This window comes from Bacillus sp. FSL R7-0685, from assembly GCF_038002425.1.
GTDB classification, from domain to species: Bacteria; Bacillota; Bacilli; order Bacillales; family Bacillaceae; genus Bacillus; species Bacillus subtilis.
Window position 1 is genome coordinate 1,778,802 of sequence record NZ_JBBOCN010000001.1, and the last position, 20,813, is coordinate 1,799,614.

Below are 20,813 nucleotides of genomic sequence, written 5' to 3' on the forward strand. Positions count from 1 at the left end.
ATGAGAAATAATGATAATATCCGCATATTAGCTAATCCTTCTGTCAGTCATGGTGAGCCTTTACATATATCTGAAAAGCAGCCGGCAACAATACCTGAAGTTTTATACAGAACGGCGGCGGAGCTTGGGGATACAAAGGGAATCATTTATTTGCAGTCGGATGGAACTGAAGTTTACCAATCATACAGACGACTATGGGATGATGGACTGCGCATTGTGAAGGGGCTTCGCCAATCAGGCCTGAAAGCAAAACAAAGCGTGATTTTGCAGCTTGGTGACAATTCACAGCTTCTCCCTGCGTTCTGGGGGTGTGTGTTAACAGGGGTTGTTCCGGCTCCATTAGCCGTTCCGCCAACGTATGCTGAATCGAGCAGCGGCACTCAAAAGCTGAAAGACGCATGGACGCTTCTTGATAAGCCAGCGGTGATTACGGACCGGGGGATGCATCAGGAAATGCTCGATTGGGCAAAAGAACAAGGGCTTGAAGGGTTCAGGGCAATTATTGTAGAGGATCTGCTCAGCGCTGAAGCGGACACAGATTGGCATCAATCCAGTCCTGAAGACTTAGCGCTTTTATTGCTGACTTCAGGCAGTACGGGAACGCCCAAAGCAGTTATGCTTAATCATCGTAACATTATGAGCATGGTGAAAGGGATTATTCAAATGCAAGGCTTCACCAGAGAGGATATTACGTTTAACTGGATGCCGTTTGACCATGTCGGAGGGATCGGAATGCTGCATTTGCGGGATGTTTATCTTGGCTGTCAGGAAATTAACGTCTCAAGCGAAACGATCTTAATGGAGCCGTTGAAATGGCTGGATTGGATTGATCATTACCGAGCTTCTGTTACGTGGGCGCCGAATTTTGCGTTTGGTCTGGTTACTGATTTTGCAGAAGAAATAAAAGATAAGAAATGGGATCTGTCTTCAATGCGATACATGCTCAATGGCGGTGAAGCAATGGTAGCCAAGGTAGGGCGCAGAATACTTGAGCTTTTAGAACCACATGGACTGCCTGCTGACGCCATCCGACCTGCCTGGGGAATGTCCGAAACTTCATCGGGCGTTATTTTTTCTCATGAATTTACCCGGGCTGGAACAAGTGATGATGATCATTTTGTTGAAATAGGCTCTCCAATCCCCGGCTTCTCTATGAGAATTGTGAATGACCATAATGAATTGGTTGAAGAGGGTGAGATCGGCCGTTTTCAAGTCTCGGGTCTTTCTGTTACTAGCGGTTATTACCAGCGGCCTGATTTGAATGAGAGTGTGTTTACAGAAGACGGCTGGTTTGAAACCGGAGATCTTGGCTTTTTGCGAAACGGGCACTTAACCATAACAGGCCGTACGAAAGATGCAATTATCATTAACGGCATTAATTATTACAGTCATGCAATTGAGTCTGCAGTTGAAGAATTATCTGAAATTGAAACTTCTTATACTGCTGCTTGCGCTGTCCGTCTGGGCCAGAATTCAACAGATCAGCTGGCTATCTTCTTTGTTACTTCCGCAAAATTAAATGATGAGCAGATGTCTCAGCTTCTTAGAAACATACAATCCCATGTCTCACAGGTGATCGGAGTCACCCCGGAATATTTGCTGCCTGTACAAAAAGAAGAGATTCCAAAAACGGCTATTGGAAAGATCCAGCGCACCCAGCTAAAAACTTCATTTGAAAATGGAGAGTTCGACCACTTGCTACATAAACCCAATCGGATGAACGATGCGGTCCAGGATGAGGAGATGCAGCAAGCAGACCATGTGAAAAGAGTAAGGGAAGAAATACAGGAGCATCTGCTCACCTGTTTGACTGAGGAGCTGCATGTTTCCCGCGATTGGGTGGAGCCAAATGCAAATATCCAAAGTCTTGGTGTGAATTCTATTAAGATGATGAAGCTCATTCGATCGATCGAGAAAAACTACCATATCAAACTAACAGCCAGAGAGATACATCAATATCCTACAATTGAACGCTTAGCCAGCTATCTATCAGAACATGAAGACCTCAGCAGCTCGTCTGCTGACAAAAAGGGCACGGACACATATAAAACCGAACCGGAAAGGAGTCAGGCAACTTTTCAGCCTCTCTCTGAGGTTCAAAAAGGATTATGGACATTGCAAAAAATGTCACCCGAAAAAAGTGCATATCACGTACCTCTCTGTTTTAAATTTTCGTCAGGGCTTCACCATGAAACATTCCAGCAGGCTTTTGGCCTTGTATTGAATCAGCACCCAATCTTAAAGCACGTCATCCAAGAGAAAGACGGAGTGCCATTTCTTAAAAATGAGCCAGCACTTTCAATTGAAATCAAGACAGAAAATATCTCAAGTATGAAAGAGTCTGATATTCCTGCTTTTCTTAGAAAGAAAGTAAAGGAACCGTATGTAAAGGAAAACAGCCCGTTAGTGCGTGTCATGAGCTTTTCCAGATCTGAACAAGAGCATTTTTTATTAGTTGTCATTCACCATTTGATTTTTGACGGAGTTTCGTCTGTCACATTTATACGCAGTCTGTTTGATACCTATCAGCTTCTTTTAAAAGGACAGCAGCCGGAAAAAGCTGTTTCTCCTGCTATTTATCATGATTTTGCGGCATGGGAGAAAAACATGCTTGCCGGCAAAGACGGTGTGAAGCACCGTACATATTGGCAGAAACAGCTATCGGGAACTTTGCCGAATCTTCAGCTGCCTAATGTCTGCGCAAGTTCAGTCGATTCTGAGTTTAGAGAGGATACATACACCAGGCGGCTGTCCAGCGGCTTCATGAATCAGGTCAGAACGTTTGCGAAAGAGCATTCTGTAAATGTCACGACGGTATTCTTAAGCTGCTATATGATGCTGCTTGGCCGTTACACCGGCCAAAAGGAACAGATCGTCGGCATGCCGGCCATGGTGAGGCCGGAAGAAAGATTTGATGATGCCATTGGACATTTTCTCAATATGCTCCCGATTCGGAGTGAGCTGAACCCGGCAGACACTTTTTCTAGCTTTATATCAAAATTGCAATTAACGATATTGGATGGGCTTGATCATGCAGCATATCCTTTTCCAAAAATGGTGAGGGATCTGAATATTCCTCGCAGTCAAGCAGGTTCACCGGTATTTCAAACCGCTTTTTTCTATCAGAATTTTCTTCAATCCGGAAGCTATCAAAGCTTGCTGAGCCGCTATGCTGACTTCTTTTCTGTCGATTACGTTGAGTATATTCACCAAGAGGGCGAATACGAATTAGTATTTGAACTGTGGGAAACAGAAGAAAAAATGGAGCTGAACATCAAGTACAATACTGGGCTGTTTGATGCGGCTTCTATATCCGCCATGTTCGACCATTTTGTTTATGTAACAGAGCAGGCGATGTTGAATCCTTCTCAGCCTTTAAAAGAGTATTCTTTATTACCTGAGGCAGAGAAGCAGATGATTCTCAAAACATGGAACGCCACAGGAAAAACGTATCCATATATAACTTTTCATGAGTTGTTTGAGCAGCAGGCGAAAAAGACGCCTGGTAGAGCGGCTGTCAGCTATGAAGGTCAAACATTAACGTATCGGGAGCTTGATGAGAAAAGCACACAGCTGGCCATTTATTTGCAGGCGCATGGAGTGGGTCCTGACCGTCTGGCGGGGATCTATGTGGATCGATCGCTGGACATGCTAGTGGGTTTATTAGCGATCCTCAAGGCTGGGGGAGCGTATGTGCCGCTAGACCCGTCCTATCCGGCTGAACGATTAGAATACATGCTTGAGGACAGTGAAGTTTTCATTACACTGACGACATCGGAATTAGTAAATACGTTGAGTTGGAACGGTGTCACAACAGCTCTTTTAGATCAAGATTGGGATGAAATTGCTCAAACAGCCTCTGATCGAAAAGTGCTTACACGCACTGTCACGCCAGAGAACTTGGCATATGTCATTTATACATCCGGCAGCACAGGAAAGCCAAAAGGTGTCATGATACCGCATAAAGCTTTGACAAACTTTCTCGTTTCGATGGGGGAAACACCAGGTCTTACGGCAGAGGATAAAATGCTTGCTGTCACAACCTACTGTTTTGATATCGCAGCTCTGGAATTATTTTTGCCTTTAATAAAGGGCGCACACTGCTATATTTGTCAAACGGAGCATACAAAAGACGTTGAAAAACTGAAACGGGACATCCGCACGGTCAAACCGACAGTGATGCAGGCAACCCCCGCTACGTGGAAGATGCTCTTTTATTCAGGCTGGGAAAATGAAGAGAGCGTGAAAATTTTATGCGGAGGCGAAGCATTGCCTGAGACATTAAAACGATATTTCCTGCATACGGGCAGCGAAGCCTGGAATATGTTCGGGCCAACCGAAACAACTATCTGGTCAGCGGTTCAGCGCATTAACGATGAATGCTCTCATGCCACGATAGGAAGGCCAATCGCCAATACACAAATCTATATTACGGATTCTCAGCTCGCGCCAGTGCCGGCAGGTGTCCCGGGTGAGCTGTGCATTGCAGGAGACGGTGTGGCGAAGGGCTACTACAAAAAGGAAGAATTAACGGACTCGAGATTCATTGACAACCCTTTTGAGCCTGGGTCTAAGCTTTATAGAACGGGAGACATGGCCCGCTGGCTTCCGGGAGGGCGAATTGAATATATAGGCCGCATCGATAATCAAGTAAAAATCCGCGGATTCCGTATTGAACTTGGTGACATTGAAAGCAGGCTTAGTGAGCATCGCGGCATTCTGGAATGCGTTGTGGTCGCAGATATGGATAACCTGGCTGCCTATTATACAGCTAAACATGCAAATGCTTCTCTCACAGCGAGAGAGCTGCGTCATTTTGTGAAAAATGCTTTGCCTGCCTATATGGTGCCTTCTTATTTTATTCAGCTTGATCATATGCCGTTAACTCCGAATGGAAAGATAGATAGAAACAGCCTTAAGAATATCGATTTATCAGGGGAGCAGCTAAAGCAAAGGCAGACCTCTCCTAAGAACATTCAGGATACTGTTTTTACCATTTGGCAGGAAGTGCTGAAAACGAGTGACATTGAATGGGATGACGGATTTTTCGATGTGGGCGGGGATTCGCTTCTCGCGGTCACTGTGGCTGATCGCATCAAACATGAACTATCCTGTGAGTTTTCTGTCACAGACCTGTTTGAGTATTCAACGATTAAAAATATCAGCCAGTACATCACTGAACAGCGAATGGGCAATGCAAGTGACCATATGCCGACAGACCCGCCAGCTCATATAGAAGATCAGTCTACCGAGATGAGTGATCTCCCGGACTATTATGACGATAGTGTGGCGATTATTGGCATATCGTGTGAATTTCCAGGGGCAAAAAATCATGATGAATTTTGGGAGAACCTCAGAGACGGCAAGGAAAGTATTGCGTTTTTCAATAAAGAAGAGCTTCAGCGCTTTGGCATTTCAAAGGAGATAGCGGAGAATGCCGACTATGTCCCTGCTAAAGCTTCAATTGATGGGAAAGACAGATTTGATCCAAGCTTCTTTCAAATCTCTCCTAAAGACGCTGAATTTATGGACCCTCAGCTTCGGATGCTGCTGACTCATTCATGGAAAGCAATAGAAGATGCCGGTTATGCTGCGGGACAGATTCCGCAAACCAGTGTTTTTATGTCGGCAAGCAATAATTCTTATCGCGCGCTGTTACCGTCAGATACAACAGAGAGCCTGGAGACGCCGGACGGCTATGTTTCGTGGGTGCTTGCACAGAGCGGGACGATTCCGACAATGATTTCTCATAAGCTCGGGCTGAGAGGGCCAAGCTATTTCGTTCATGCCAACTGCTCATCCTCTCTGATTGGATTGCATTCTGCCTATAAAAGCCTGCTGTCGGCTGAATCTGATTATGCTTTAGTTGGCGGTGCAACGCTGCATACTGAGTCAAATATCGGATATGTGCATCAGCCTGGGCTGAACTTTTCGAGTGATGGACATATTAAAGCTTTTGACGCTTCAGCTGACGGAATGATAGGCGGTGAGGGCGTTGCTGTTGTATTGCTGAAAAAAGCAGCTGATGCTGTAAAGGACGGGGATCATATCTATGCCTTGCTGAGAGGCATTGGTGTAAATAACGACGGCGCTGACAAAGTCGGCTTTTATGCTCCAAGCGTTAAAGGCCAGGCTGACGTGGTCCAACAGGTCATGAATCAAACGAAGATACATCCTGAATCCATCTGCTATGTAGAAGCACACGGGACCGGAACGAAGCTGGGGGACCCGATCGAGCTTGCGGCTTTAACAAACGTTTACAGGCAATATACAAATAAAACGCAATTTTGCGGCATTGGGTCGGTGAAAACCAATATCGGACATTTAGATACAGCCGCCGGTCTTGCGGGCTGCATTAAGGTTGTGATGAGTCTTTATCATCAAGAGCTTGCACCGAGTATCAATTATAAGGAGCCGAATCCAAATACAGACTTAGCCAGCTCTCCTTTTTATGTCGTCGATCAAAAGAAAACGTTAAGCCGTGAGATCAAAACGCACAGGGCTGCACTTAGCTCGTTCGGGCTTGGCGGGACAAATACCCATGCCATTTTTGAACAATTCAAAAGGGATTCAGATAAGGGAAAGATAGACGGAACCTGCATCGTCCCGATCTCGGCGAAAAATAAAGAGAGGCTGCAAGAGTATGCAGAAGACATTCTGGCCTATTTAGAAAGAAGAGGGCTTGAGAACAGCCAGCTGCCTGATTTTGCGTATACCCTTCAGGTGGGGCGCGAAGCGATGGAGCATCGCGTTGTCTTTATTGCCGATCATGTAAATGAGTTAAAACAGAGGCTCACAGATTTTATCAATGGAAATACAGCGATTGAAGGCTGTTTTCAAGGAAGTAAGCACAATGCTAGAGAGGTTTCATGGCTGACGGAGGATGAGGACAGCGCTGAACTCATACGTAAGTGGATGGCCAAAGGAAAAGTAAACAAGCTTGCAGAAATGTGGAGCAAGGGAGCGCATATAGATTGGATGCAGCTTTACAAGGGAGAGCGCCCAAACAGAATGAGTCTGCCGACTTATCCATTTGCAAAGGAACGATACTGGCCGTCGCAGGATGACCGCAAACCGGTGGCGCAGATATCCGGAAATCAGACAGGGATCGGCTCTATTCATCCATTGCTTCATCAGAATACATCTGATTTTTCTGAACAGAAATTCAGTTCGGTTTTCACTGGTGAAGAATTCTTCCTGAGAGACCATGTGGTAAGAGGAAAGCCTGTGCTTCCTGGTGTTGCGTACCTTGAAATGGCGTACGCAGCTATAAACCAGTCGGCAGGAAGTGAAATTGGCCAAGATGTCAGAATCAGATTGAATCATACAGTCTGGGTTCAGCCTGTTGTGGTTGACAGACATTCAGCTCAAGTGGATATCAGTCTCTTTCCTGAAGAAGATGGAAAAATCACCTTTGATATTTACAGTACACAGGAAGACGGGGACGACCCTGTTATTCATAGTCAAGGCAGTGCGGAGCTGGCATCTGCCGCCGAAACGCCAGTCGCAGATCTCACTGAAATGTCACGCCGCTGCGGCAAAGGAAAGATGTCGCCTGATCAATTTTACGAAGAAGGCAGAAGCAGAGGAATGTTCCATGGTCCGGCCTTTCAAGGAATTAAGAATGTGAATATAGGAAACAGAGAGGTTTTGGCGCAGCTGCAGCTTCCAGAAATCGTTTCTGGAACGAATGAACAGTTTGTGCTGCACCCAAGTATCATGGACTCCGCCTTGCAGACAGCAACAATATGTATCATGCAGGAATTGACGGATCAAAAGCTGATTTTGCCATTTGCGCTTGAGGAGCTTGAAGTGATCAAAGGGTGTTCTTCTTCTATGTGGGCTTATGCCCGCTTAAGTGACAGCGATCACTCCGGAGGGGTTGTTCAGAAAGCGGATATCGATGTCATTGACGAGAGTGGAAGCGTATGTGTCAGGATCAAAGGATTTTCAACGAGAGTATTAGAAGGGGAGGTTCATACTTCAAAGCCTTCAACACGGCACGAACGCTTAATGCTTGAACCAGTGTGGGAAAAACAGAATGAAGAACGAGAGGACGAAGATCTTTCGTACACGGAGCATATCATTGTTCTCTTCGAAACTGAACGAAGTGTCACAGACAGCATTGCCTCCCACATGAAAGATGCCCGTGTGATTACTCTAAACGAAGCTGTAGGACATATTGCTGAACGTTATCAATGTTACATGCAGAACATTTTTGAACTCCTGCAAAGCAAGGTCCGTGAGCTTTCTGCAGGCCATATCATCATTCAAGCGATTGTTCCGCTGGAAAAAGAGAAGCAATTGTTTGCCGGCGTTTCCGGTCTGTTTAAAACAGCAGAAATAGAGTTCAGCAAACTGACTGCTCAGGTCATCGAAATTGAGAAACCTGAAGAGATGATAGACCTTCACCTCAAGCTGAAAGACGACAGCCGGAGACCATTTGACAAACAGATTCGATATGAGGCTGGACACCGTTTTGTGAAAGGCTGGAGGGAAATGGTGCTTCCTTCAGCTGATACGCTTCACATGCCGTGGAGAGACGAAGGCGTTTATCTAATCACAGGCGGAGCAGGAAGCTTAGGCCTTCTGTTTGCAAAGGAAATTGCCAATCGAACTGGCCGGTCTACTATTGTGCTGACGGGACGATCTGTTTTAAGTGAGGATAAGGAAAACGAACTGGAGGCTCTTCGAAGCATCGGAGCGGAGGTTGTCTATCGGGAGGCTGATGTAAGTGATCAGCATGCGGTTCGTCATCTTTTTGAGGAAATCAAAGAAAGATATGGCACTCTCAATGGAATTATTCACGGTGCAGGCAGCATTAAAGATCACTTCATCATTCATAAAACGAATGAAGAGTTTCAAGAAGTGTTGCAGCCAAAAGTGAGCGGGTTGTTACATGTAGACGAATGCAGCAAGAATTTCCCATTGGACTTTTTCATTTTCTTCTCATCTGTTTCGGGATGTTTAGGAAACGCTGGACAAGCCGATTATGCGGCAGCCAATTCGTTTATGGATGCATTTGCTGAATACCGCCGTTCTCTTGCGGCATCAAAAAAGAGATTCGGCTCCACCATTTCCTTCAATTGGCCGTTATGGGAAGAAGGCGGTATGCAAGTCGGCGCTGAAGATGAAAAGAGAATGCTGAAAACGACGGGAATGGTCCCGATGCCGACAGATAGTGGCTTGAAAGCATTTTATCAGGGGATAGCATCTGATAAGCCGCAAGTTTTTGTGATGGAAGGACAGCTTCAGAAAATGAAACAAAAACTGCTTTCCGCAGGATCGAAAGCCAAGCGGAACGATCAGAGAAAGGCGGATCAGGATCAAGGACAAACTAGAAAATTGGAAGCAGCCTTAATCCAAATGGTTGGCGCAATTTTGAAAGTAAACACTGACGATATCGATGTCAACACAGAGCTGAGTGAGTACGGATTCGACTCAGTTACATTCACTGTCTTTACAAACAAGATCAACGAAAAATTTCAGTTGGAGCTAACACCGACCATTTTCTTTGAATATGGCAGCGTCCAAAGCCTGGCTGAATATGTAGTTGCTGCGTATCAGGGCGAATGGAATCAAGATGCTACTGCTAAAGGCATAGATGAAAGAACAAACTCATTGCACAGTTTAAACAGCCTGGAGGCATCATTAAGCAACATGGTCAGTGCAATTTTAAAAGTAAATAGTGAAGATATTGATGTCAATACAGAGCTGAGTGAATACGGATTTGATTCCGTTACATTTACGGTCTTTACAAACAAGATTAACGAAGAATTTCAGTTGGAGCTAACGCCGACCATTTTCTTTGAATATGGAAGTATCCAAAGCCTGGCTGAGTATTTGACTGCTGAACATGAGGACACCCTGGTTCAGGAGCGCGAAAAACCAGAGGGGCAGGAAGAGTTACAGACAAAATCCCCTGAAGCGCCGAAAATCACATCACGTAGAAAGCGCCGCTTTACACAGCCTGTTATTGCAAAAGCAGAAAGAAACAAAAAGCAGGCTGCCGATTTTGAGCCGGTTGCAATTGTCGGCATCAGCGGCCGATTCCCTGGCGCTATGGATATAGATGAATTTTGGAAAAACCTAGAAGAAGGAAAAGACAGCATCACAGAAGTTCCAAAAGATCGATGGGATTGGCGGGAGCATTATGGAAACCCAGACACTGACGTCAATAAAACCGACATCAAATGGGGCGGGTTTATTGATGGTGTCGCAGAGTTTGATCCGTTGTTTTTTGGTATTTCGCCGCGAGAAGCTGATTATGTAGACCCTCAGCAGCGCTTGTTAATGACATACGTGTGGAAGGCATTGGAAGATGCGGGTTGCCCGCCGCAAAGCCTTTCGGGTACAGGGACCGGTATCTTTATCGGTACGGGAAACACCGGTTATAAAGATCTATTCCATAGAGCGAATCTTCCAATTGAAGGCCATGCTGCTACAGGTCATATGATTCCTTCGGTAGGCCCGAATAGAATGAGTTATTTTTTAAATATTCATGGTCCGAGCGAACCAGTAGAGACGGCTTGTTCCAGCTCTCTTGTAGCCATTCACCGTGCTGTGACTGCGATGCAAAACGGTGATTGTGAGATGGCGATCGCTGGAGGCGTGAATACGATCTTAACCGAGGAGGCGCATATTAGCTACAGCAAGGCGGGGATGCTCAGCAAAGACGGCAGGTGTAAAACCTTCTCCGCCGATGCGAATGGCTATGTCAGAGGCGAAGGGGTCGGAATGGTCATGTTGAAAAAGCTGGAAGATGCCGAGCGCGACGGAAATCATATTTACGGCGTTATTCGGGGGACAGCGGAAAATCACGGCGGAAGAGCCAATACCCTGACATCGCCTAATCCGAAAGCACAAGCTGATTTGTTGGTGCGTGCATATCGCCAAGCAGGCATAGATCCAAGCACTGTCACATATATCGAAGCACATGGAACAGGGACGGAATTGGGCGATCCGATTGAAATAAATGGGCTGAAAGCCGCGTTTAAGGAACTATCCAATATGAGAGGCGAGAGCCAGCCGGATGTTCCGGATCACCGTTGCGGCATCGGCTCAGTTAAAAGCAATATCGGTCATTTAGAGCTAGCAGCAGGTATTTCCGGTTTGATCAAAGTGCTTTTGCAAATGAAGCATAAAACGTTAGTGAAAAGCCTGCATTGCGAGACGCTTAATCCTTATCTTCAGCTGACTGACAGTCCGTTTTACATCGTTCAAGAAAAACAGGAATGGAAGTCTGTCACAGATCGTGACGGAAACGAGCTTCCGCGCCGTGCCGGAATCAGTTCGTTTGGGATTGGCGGAGTGAACGCGCATATTGTGATTGAAGAATATATGCCAAAAGCCAATTCAGAACACACGGCTACAGAACAGCCAAACGTGATTGTGCTGTCGGCTAAAAATAAAAGCAGGCTGATAGATCGTGCTTCGCAATTGCTTGAGGCGATTCGCAATAAAAAATATACAGATCAGGATTTGCACCGCATCGCTTACACCCTGCAAGTCGGGCGCGAAGAAATGGATGAGCGTCTGGCGTGTGTTGCGGGGACGATGCAGGAACTTGAAGAGAAACTGCAGGCGTTTGTTGACGGTAAGGAAGAAACAGACGAATTTTTCCGGGGACAGTCTCATCGAAATAAAGAGACCCAGACTATTTTTACAGCGGATGAAGATATGGCGTTGGCACTTGATGCTTGGATCAGAAAAAGAAAATACGCCAAACTTGCTGATTTATGGGTCAAAGGGGTCTCAATCCAGTGGAACACATTATACGGAGAGACCAAACCGCGCCTGATCAGCCTCCCTTCATATCCGTTTGCGAAGGATCACTATTGGGTGCCGGCAAAGGAACATTCAGAAAGAGACAAAAAAGAACTGGTTAATGCGATTGAAGATCGCGCCGCATGCTTTTTGACGAAACAATGGAGTTTGAGTCCAATTGGCTCAGCAGTGCCGGGGACAAGAACTGTTGCCATTTTGAGCAATCAAGAGACAGCAGATTTAGCAGCAGAAGTGTCTTCGTATTTTCCGAATCATCTCTTAATAGATGTGAGCCGGATAGAAAATGATCAGTCAGACATTGATTGGAAAGAGTTTGACGGCCTAGTGGATGTCATCGGATGCGGTAAGGATGATGAGGGCCGGCTGGATTGGATTGAATGGGTGCAAAGACTGGTTGAATTCGGGCATAAAGAGGGGCTCAGGCTGCTTTGTGTGACGAAGGGGCTCGAATCGTTTCAAAACACATCTGTCCGGATGGCTGGCGCCTCACGGGCTGGGTTGTATCGAATGCTCCAATGCGAGTACAGCCATCTTATATCAAGGCATATGGATGCTGAGGAGGTTACTGATCATCGCCGTCTCGCGAAGTTGATCGCTGATGAGTTTTATTCCGATTCTCATGATGCCGAGGTTTGCTACAGAGATGGTTTACGGTATCAAGCTTTTCTAAAAGTTCATCCGGAAACAGGTAAGGCCACGGAACAGAGCGCGGTCTTCCCGAAAGATCATGTGCTTCTCATTACAGGCGGCACACGAGGCATCGGACTATTATGCGCCCGTCATTTTGCAGAGTGCTATGGAGTGGAAAAACTGGTGCTGACCGGACGAGAACAGCTTCCTCCGCGAGAGGAGTGGGCGCGTTTTAAGACATCAAACACATCATTGGCAGAGAAAATCCAGGCAGTGAGGGAGCTGGAAGCGAAGGGTGTACAGGTGGAGATGCTGTCGCTGACGTTATCTGATGATGCTCAGGTTGAGCAAACGCTGCAACATATCAAGCGAACATTAGGACCGATTGGCGGTGTCATTCATTGTGCAGGTCTGACGGATATGGATACGCTGGCATTTATCCGAAAAACTTCAGATGATATCCAGCGGGTGCTGGAACCTAAGGTGTCAGGTCTTACAACGTTATATCGCCATGTGTGTAACGAGCCTTTACAGTTTTTTGTCTTATTTTCTTCTGTTTCAGCCATTATTCCGGAGCTTTCGGCGGGACAAGCTGACTATGCGATGGCCAATAGCTATATGGATTATTTTGCAGAAGCACATCAGAAACATGTGCCGATCATCAGTGTTCAGTGGCCGAACTGGAAAGAAACCGGTATGGGTGAAGTGACAAATCAAGCGTATCGGGACAGCGGCTTGTTGAGCATTACGAATTCAGAAGGCTTACGTTTTCTAGATCAAATTGTATCGAAAATGTTCGGACCGGTTGTTCTCCCTGCAATGGCGAATCAAACAAACTGGGAGCCGGAACTGCTGATGAAGAGGAGGAAACCGCATGAGGGCGGTTTGCAGGAAGCTGCTTTACAGAGCCCGCCAGCCAGAGACATTGAAGAGGCCGATGAAGTTTCCAAATGTGATGGATTATTATCTGAAACACAGTCCTGGCTTGTTGATCTGTTTACCGAAGAGCTGAGAATAGATCGTGAAGACTTCGAGATTGACGGGTTGTTTCAGGATTATGGCGTGGATTCGATCATTTTGGCACAGGTGCTCCAGCGTATAAACCGCAAATTAGAGGCAGCGCTCGATCCATCGATTCTATATGAATACCCAACAATTCAAAGGTTCGCAGATTGGCTGATCGGTTCTTATTCCGAAAGGCTGTCCGCTTTATTCGGAGGCAGGATATCGGATGCATCAGCACCTTTGGAGAACAAAATAGAGGCGGAGGCATCTGTTTCTGCGAAGGATCGAGCTCTTACACCTCAGATTCAGGCGCCAGCGATTTTGTCACCGGACTCTCATGCAGAAGGTATTGCCGTTGTCGGACTCTCTTGCCGATTCCCTGGGGCAGAGACATTGGAGTCATATTGGTCGTTACTATCCGAGGGGCGTTCGTCAATCGGCCCGATTCCGGCAGAGCGTTGGGGCTGTAAGACGCCATATTATGCCGGCGTGATAGATGGCGTCAGCTATTTTGATCCTTATTTCTTTTTGCTTCACGAAGAAGACGTAAGGGCGATGGATCCGCAAGCACTGCTCGTGTTGGAAGAGTGTCTGAAGCTCTTGTATCACGCCGGTTATACACCTGAGGAAATAAAGGGCAAGCCCGTCGGTGTTTATATCGGAGGCAGAAGCCAGCACAAACCTGATGAAGACAGCCTTGATCATGCCAAGAATCCGATCGTGACAGTCGGCCAAAATTATTTAGCGGCTAATCTTTCACAATTTTTTGATGTCCGCGGCCCGAGTGTTGTAGTTGACACCGCATGCTCGTCAGCTTTGGTCGGCATGAATATGGCCATTCAGGCGCTGCGTGGCGGAGATATTCAATCCGCCATAGTCGGCGGTGTCAGCTTACTGAGCTCAGATGCCTCTCACAGGCTGTTTGACCGGCGCGGCATTTTAAGCAAGCATTCATCCTTCCATGTGTTTGATGAGCGTGCTGACGGAGTTGTGTTAGGTGAAGGCGTCGGAATGGTCATGCTAAAAACGGTAAAACAGGCGCTGGAAGACGGAGATACCATATATGCTGTTGTGAAAGCGGCCTCGGTCAATAATGACGGAAGAACGGCGGGGCCTGCAACACCTAATCTGGAGGCGCAAAAGGAAGTCATGAAAGATGCGCTTTCCAAAAGCGGAAAAAAACCAGAGGACATCAGCTATCTTGAGGCAAACGGGTCAGGTTCAATCGTAACCGATCTCCTTGAGCTAAAAGCGATCCAATCAGTGTACCGTTCTGGGCACTCATCGCCTCTTTCTCTTGGCTCAATCAAGCCGAACATCGGGCATCCGCTATGTGCTGAAGGGATCGCCAGCTTCATTAAGGTTGTGCTGATGCTGAAAGAGCGCCGCTTTGTCCCATTTTTATCAGGTGAAAAAGAGATGGCGCATTTCGATCAACAGAAAGCGAACATCACGTTCAGCCGAGCCCTGGAAAAATGGACAGATTCGCAGCCTACTGCGGCTATTAACTGCTTTGCCGATGGGGGGACGAATGCCCATGTCATCGTAGAGGCGTGGGAAAAAGATGAAAAACACGCCATCAAGCGCAGTCCAATATCGCCTCCTCAATTAAAGAAACGAATGCTTTCGCCAGGCGAGACAAAGCTGGAAGCGGAGACTTCGAAAATGACTGCGGCAAACATATGGGATACTTATGAGGTGGAGGTCTAACGTGAAAAAGATAACGAAACAACTCACATTATCGTTAAAAAATCCGTTTATTTATCACCATGTGGTTTACGGACAAAATGTCCTGCCGGGATTGGCTTATATCGATATAATCTACCAGATATTCAGAGAACACGGCTTCTCCTGCTCAGAGCTTCAGCTGCGGAATTTATCCATCTATCAGCCATTGACGGCGGAACAGGATGCAGTAATTGTTCTGAATATCCAATGCGCGGAGAAAAAAGAAGGACAGTGGCAAATCACAGCCAAGGGAACTGAAAAACGTGATGGGAAAGAAGCTTCAGAAGAAAAGCTCTATATGAAGGCTGATATGTACGCAGACTCCCCAGCCATATTTGAAGAAACACTGGATCTCAGTCAAATCAAAGCATCTGCACAGAACGTTGTTCAGCTTGATGATGTATATGAACAATGCAGACGTCAGGAATTGGTGCACAGCGAATATATGAAAGCAAAAGGCTGCATCTATGAAGAGGAAGATGGCGTCCTTCTTGAGCTTTCTCTCGGTTCGGAAGCCATGCTTCACGCAGAAGGCTTTATGTTTCACCCGACTCTCATAGACGGGAGCGGGGTGGGTGCCAATCATTTGCTCACATCTTTGCTTAAAGGAGAACAGAGGCTGTATTTGCCTCTGTTCTATGAATCCTTTTCCGCTTCTGCACTTTTGCAGTCGAATTGCATGACGAGAATTAAGCGCTCCTCCGTCCGGCGGGAAAAAGAGCTGATTTATGTAACACTTGAATTTTTTAATGCGTCGGGAGAAAAAGTGGCTGAGTTGAAAAACTTTACAAGCAAATTGGTGCGAGAAGCGGAGCTGATTAGCGGAAAACATCAAGGTGCACAGGAGACACAGATGACAAGAGCGGACACTGCTGAGCGTGATAAACCTGCTGACATGGTATCTTCTCCCGTTAATTCCTATAGTGAGGCTGAACAGTTTGTAAGCCAATTAATCGCAGAGAAAATCAATAAGCCGGTAGGACAAGTTGAAAAACAGGTCGGTTATTACCAAATGGGACTGAATTCATCGGGCTTGCTTGAGGTGGTAGAAACGATCAGTGATAAGATCGGTGAGAGCCTTTCGCCGACTCTTCTGTTTGAGCATACCACCATAGCGGAACTGTCAGCGTTTCTTGCCGAGGAATATGCTGAGCATTTTAGTGCCGCTGGTTCTCTTGGCCAGAATGAAAGAGCACGCGTTTCCGACAGCATAAACGACCATAAGACTGTTGAAGGCTCTCGTCCTGCACCTATTGAGGCAGCAGGCGATATTGCGATTATCGGCTTGGCGGGCAGGTATCCGAAGGCAGCCAATATTCATGAATTTTGGAACAATCTGAAAGAGGGTAAGGACTGCGTTAGTGAGATTCCTGAGTCGCGCTGGGATTGGCAGAAACTTGAAGGAATCACATCTCCTTCGGGTAAGGACATTTCCAAATGGGGAGGATTTATTGATGATCCCGACTGCTTCGATCCTCAATTTTTCAGAATCACGCCAAGAGAAGCGGAGACAATGGACCCTCAAGAGCGGCTGTTTTTAGAAACATGCTGGGAAACGATTGAAGATGCGGGCTATACGCCAAAGACGTTGGCCAAGCCTAAAGGACGAAATAAAAGGCAGCATGTAGGAGTATTTGCCGGTGTCATGCACAAGGATTATACATTAGTTGGAGCTGAAGAAGCATCAGCAGAAAATGTGTTTCCTCTTTCGCTCAACTATGCGCAAATCGCCAACCGTGTTTCTTACTTTTGTAATTTCCACGGTCCGAGTATGGCTGTCGATACGGTATGTTCATCCTCTTTGACCGCAGTGCACTTGGCGTTGGAAAGCATACGTCACGGTGAGTGCGATGTTGCGTTAGCAGGCGGAGTGAACCTGTCTTTGCACCCGAATAAATATATGACATACGGGGTCTGGGATATGTTTTCCACTGACGGACACTGCCGTACGTTTGGAAAGGATGGGGACGGTTATGTGCCTGCCGAGGGTATAGGCGCGGTTTTATTAAAGCCTTTGCGCCAGGCAGAGGAAGACGGAGATCGCATTTATGCAGTTATTAAAGGAAGTGCTGTGAATCATGTGGGCACTGTAAGCGGCATTTCAGTGCCGAGTCCTGTTTCTCAAGCTGATCTGATTGAGACATGCTTGGAGAAAACGGGAATCGACCCGCGGACGATCAGTTATGTGGAAGCCCATGGAACCGGCACGTCCTTAGGAGATCCGATCGAAATACAGGGATTAGTGAAAGCGTTCCGCCAATATACGCAGGATCGGCAGTTCTGTTCAATCGGTTCTGTAAAGTCAAACATTGGGCACGCCGAATCCGCCGCGGGGATCAGTGGTTTAAGCAAGGTTGCCCTTCAGCTTCACCATCAAAAACTTGTGCCTTCTTTGCATTCGGAAGAACTGAATCCTTACGTTGATTTTGAAAAGTCTCCATTTTATGTACAGCATGAAACAGAAACGTGGAAGCAGCCTGTTATCAAGGAGAATGGGGAAGAGGTCCCTTATCCGCGGCGGGCTGGTATCAGTTCCTTCGGAGCAACTGGTTCAAACGCACATATTATCCTTGAGGAATATATTCCTCAAGCAGCGGAGCAGGACGTTTCTTTGTCCTCAGATTCTGACATATTCGCAGTTATTCCGCTTTCTGCCCGTAATCAAGAACGTCTCCGTGTATATGTAAAACGTCTCTTGGATTTTCTTCATGATGGGATTCAGATTAGAGATTTGGCGTATACATTGCAGGTAGGCCGTGAACCAATGGAAGAACGGGTTTCTTTCTTAGCATCCGGAATTCAAGAATTAAGCGACCAATTGAAGGCTTTTATAGAAGGACAAAAAACCATTCAGCATTGCTGGAAGGGCCGCGTGTCAAGAGGAAGCGAACCATCGCGTCCCGCCGAATCGGTACATAAATTGCTGGAGCAAAGAAAACTCGATCAAATTGCGGAGCAGTGGGCGAACGGATCTGTGGTTGACTGGAAGCTGCTTTACGACGGAAACAAACCAAAGCGGATCAGCCTGCCGACTTACCCATTTGAGAGGGTGCGTTATTGGGTGCCGAAAGCGGAGAAAAAGACTGATCGTTTAAAGGAGGAGCGACACATCCTGCATCCTCTCCTGCATCAAAATGTGTCCGACATATCGGGTGTCCGCTTCCGTTCAGCGTTTACAGGACGTGAATTTTTCTTGAAGGATCATGTCATAAAGGGCGAACACGTTTTACCTGGCGCAGCTTTATTGGAGATGGTTCGGGCAGCTGTGGAAAGGGCAGCTGCGGATCAGTTCCCGACAGGATTCCGGCTCCGGAATATCGTCTGGGTCCGGCCGTTCGCCGTCACAGAACAGCAGAAAGATATAGATGTACGTCTATATCCTGAGGACAATGGTGAGATTACATTTGAAATCTGCCGGGACCCTGAAAGCGCAGAGGAGTCGCCGATTGTATATGGGCAAGGGAGTGCAGTGCTTTGTGAGGCTGGTGAAAATCCGGTCATCAACATTGAAGAACTGAAGGCAAGCTATAATGGCCGGACGCTGTCACCTTTTGATTGCTACGAGGCTTATACAGAAATGGGTATTCATTATGGTGACAGCCACAGAGCGATCGACAGCCTATATGCCGGCGAAAACGGAGTTCTAGTGAAATTGACGATGCCTCCTGTAATCTCTGATACAGAAGACCATTATATTCTGCATCCGAGCATGATAGATTCGGCATTTCAAGCATCTATCGGTTTGAGGCTGGGAGGAGCTACGAGTTTAGAAGACAGAAAGGCAATGCTGCCTTTTGCCATACAGGATGTCCAAATCTTCAAAGGCTGCGAGGCATCTATGTGGGCGCGGATCACATATAGCGAGGGCAGTACAGCTGGGGATCGTATGCAGAAGCTTGATATCGATTTATGCAATGAAGAGGGGCAGGTTTGCGTGCGATTGACGGGCTATTCTGCAAGAGTGTTAGAAACAGATCAAGAAGGTCCTTCTGAAGCGACTGACACGCTATTGTTCGAACATATTTGGGAAGAACGTGCTGCAGAGAGGCAAGAGCTCATAGAGTACGACACGCATAAAGTCGTTGTCTGTGATGTTGGAGAACAAATGGAAAGCCTCCAAAATCATCTTGACTGTACAGTTCTGCAGCATGATACAGAGACAATTGATGAACGGTTTGAAGGTTATGCCATACAGTTATTTGAAGAAATCAAACAGCTAATGCACTCAAAAACAGGAGGACATACATTCATTCAAGTGGCGGTGCCTGCGTTGGACGAGCCTCAGCTATTAAGCGGCTTAACGGGATTACTCAAAACGGCTGAACTGGAAAATCCAAAACTGACAGGACAGTTGATCGAAATAGAGACCGGGATGTCAGCTGGTGACCTATTCGAAATATTGGAGGAAAACAGACGCTATCCGCGTGACACGCATATCCGCCACTGGCAAGGGAAGCGATTTGTAAGCAAGTGGAAAGAAGTGTCTGGTGAGCACCTAAGAGCTGATATGCCATGGAAGGATAAAGGCGTGTATCTGATCACAGGCGGTGCAGGCGGTCTTGGATTCATCTTTGCAACTGAAATTGCGAACCAAACGAATGACGCGGTTGTGATCCTGACAGGACGCTCTCCGCTTGATGAAAGGAAGAAGAAGAAGCTTCAAGCCTTACAGAAACTTGGCATCCAAGCGATTTACAGACAAGCTGATCTGGCTGACAAACAAGCGGTTGATGCCTTATTAAAAGAAACCCAAAACGTTTACGGAGACTTAGATGGCATCATTCATAGCGCCGGTTTAATAAAAGATAATTTCATTATGAAGAAAAAGAAAGAAGAGGTTCAAACCGTTCTTGCTCCAAAGGTCACAGGACTGGTTCACCTTGACGAAGCAACGAAAGATATTCCGCTCGATTTCTTTATCCTTTTTTCCTCAGGTGCCGGAGCAGTAGGAAGCGCGGGACAGGCTGATTACGCAATGGCCAATGCATTTATGAATGCATTCAGCGAATATCGCAATGGCCAAGCAGAGCTGCACAAGCGTTACGGAAAAACTCTTTCAGTGTGCTGGCCGCTGTGGAAAGACGGGGGCATGCAAATTGATGCGGAAACTGCAAGGATGCTGAAAAGAGAAACAGGCATGGTGGCCATGGAAACAGATCGTGGGATTCAGGCGCTATATCATGGCTGGACGTCAGGGAACCCGCAAGTGTTAGTTGCTTCCGGTGTTACTGATCGGATTCGTGCATTTTTACATGAAACGGGACATGGCAAAGGCCAATCTCACAATATCAAAAAAAGCAGTCTCAATCAGGAGGCAGAAAAAGCAGACATGATCGGGGAAATTGATGAAGAGATACTAAGAGAAAAAGCGGAGAACTATTTTAAACAGGTGCTTTCTTCGGTGATTAAGCTGCCAGCTGGCCAGATTGATGCTGAAGCTCCTCTCGAGGATTACGGGATCGATTCTATCATGATCATGCATGTAACGGGTCAATTAGAAAAAGTATTCGGATCTTTGTCCAAGACGCTGTTCTTTGAATACCAGGATATTCGGTCATTAACCCGGTATTTTATTGATTCCCGCAGAGAAAAACTGCTGGACATCTTGGGATTTGAAACGGGAAAACCTTCTGTTGAAAGAAAATCAGAACCTGAAAAACAAG

The 20,813-nt window shown here is 46.5% G+C and carries 2 protein-coding genes (1 of these 2 only partly in view); both read left to right on the top strand.

Features of this window, described 5'->3' with window-relative positions; all coding sequences use genetic code 11:
• Positions 1–15,132: a polyketide synthase PksJ gene (gene pksJ, locus MKY50_RS09345; RefSeq protein ID WP_341116536.1), complete on the top strand. Its 15,132-nt coding sequence runs from the start codon at positions 1–3 to the stop codon at positions 15,130–15,132.
• Positions 15,116–20,813: the 5' end (the start) of a polyketide synthase PksL gene (gene pksL / locus MKY50_RS09350; RefSeq protein WP_341116537.1), read on the top strand. It continues 7,919 nt past the right edge of the window; 5,698 of the gene's 13,617 nt are visible here — the first part of the coding sequence; its start codon is at positions 15,116–15,118; its stop codon lies off the right edge, out of view. The genes pksJ and pksL overlap by 17 nt, the downstream gene beginning before the upstream one ends.

Coding starts and splice junctions, on each gene's coding strand:
- pksJ (WP_341116536.1), top strand. CDS start 1: ATGAGAAATAATGATAATATCCGCATATTAGCTAATCCTTCTGTCAGT.